Origin of the sequence: Burkholderia sp. E168m23, from assembly GCF_016586125.1 — a bacterium.
GTDB classification, from domain to species: Bacteria; Pseudomonadota; Gammaproteobacteria; order Burkholderiales; family Burkholderiaceae; genus Burkholderia; species Burkholderia orbicola.
In genome coordinates this window covers 1-1107 of sequence record NZ_BCPP01001453.1, presented here as the reverse complement: position 1 = coordinate 1107, position 1107 = coordinate 1, and the positions used below count along the sequence as shown (strand labels likewise).

The following is a 1107-nucleotide window of genomic DNA, read 5'->3' as shown; positions in this document are numbered from 1 at the left end:
GGCCGCTATTCGGTGCACGAGGAAGACCGTAGCGAGTGGCTCGGCTTCCTCGGGCTGCTCAAGCGCTACCGTCCGAAGGCGCCGATCAACGGCATCATCGTCACGGCCAGCATCGCCGAACTCACCGGCAATCGCCCCGAATTCGCGATCAACCTCGCGAAGAACCTCCGTCAGCGCGTTCAGGAGCTGACCGAAAAGCTGGAAGTGTTCGCGCCGGTCTACGTGATGTTCACGAAGGCCGACCTGATCACCGGCTTCACCGAATTCTTCAGCAGCAGCGACAAGCACGAGTACGACCGCGTGTGGGGCGCCACCCTGCCCTACGAACCCGACGACAAGCGTGACGTCGTCGCGCAGTTCGACACGCACTTCGAGGAACTCTACGAAGGGCTGAAGGAAATCAGCGTCGCGCAGCTGTCGCTGTCGCGCGGCAACCAGCTGTCGCCGGGCCAGTTGAGCTTTCCGCTCGAATTCTCGACGATCAAGCCGTCGCTGCGCGCGTTCCTCGCGACGCTGTTCGAGAACAACCCGTTCCAGTACAAGCCGATCTTCCGCGGCTTCTACTTCACCAGCGCACTGCAGGAAGGCGAAACCAACAGCGCGGCCGCGCAGCGCATCGCGCACCGCTTCGGCCTCGACGGCAGCGCGCTGCCGAAACCGCACAGCGCGTTCTCGAAGAACGGCTTCTTCCTGCGCGACCTGTTCTCGAAGGTGATCTTCGCGGACCGCCAGACGGTGCGCCAGTTCGCGAGCCCGACCAAGACGCGGCTGCGCTACGCGACCTTCTTCGGCTTCGTCGCGGCGCTCGCGCTGGCGTTGGGCGGCTGGACCTGGTCGACGATCGGCAACCAGCAGCTCGTCGCGAACGTGCAGGCCGACCTCGACAACGTCACGCGCCTGCAGCAGGGCCGCAACGACCTGCAGTCGCGCCTGCAGGCGATGGACATCATCGAGGACCGGATCGAGCAGCTCGAACAGTTCCGCCGCGACAAGCCGCTGTCGGTGTCGCTCGGCCTGTACCAGGGCGACCGTCTCGAGCAGCACCTGCTGACCGAGTACTACAACGGCGTGCGCCAGATCCTGCTGGCCCCGGTGTCGCAGAACCTC

Annotated in this window: 1 protein-coding gene; it reads left to right on the top strand. The window is 65.0% G+C overall.

Annotated features, from left to right (window positions below; all coding sequences use genetic code 11):
- Window positions 1–1107 (top strand): type VI secretion protein IcmF/TssM N-terminal domain-containing protein (locus JMF90_RS38105; RefSeq protein WP_305790782.1); only part of this gene is annotated, 1107 nt, incomplete at both ends.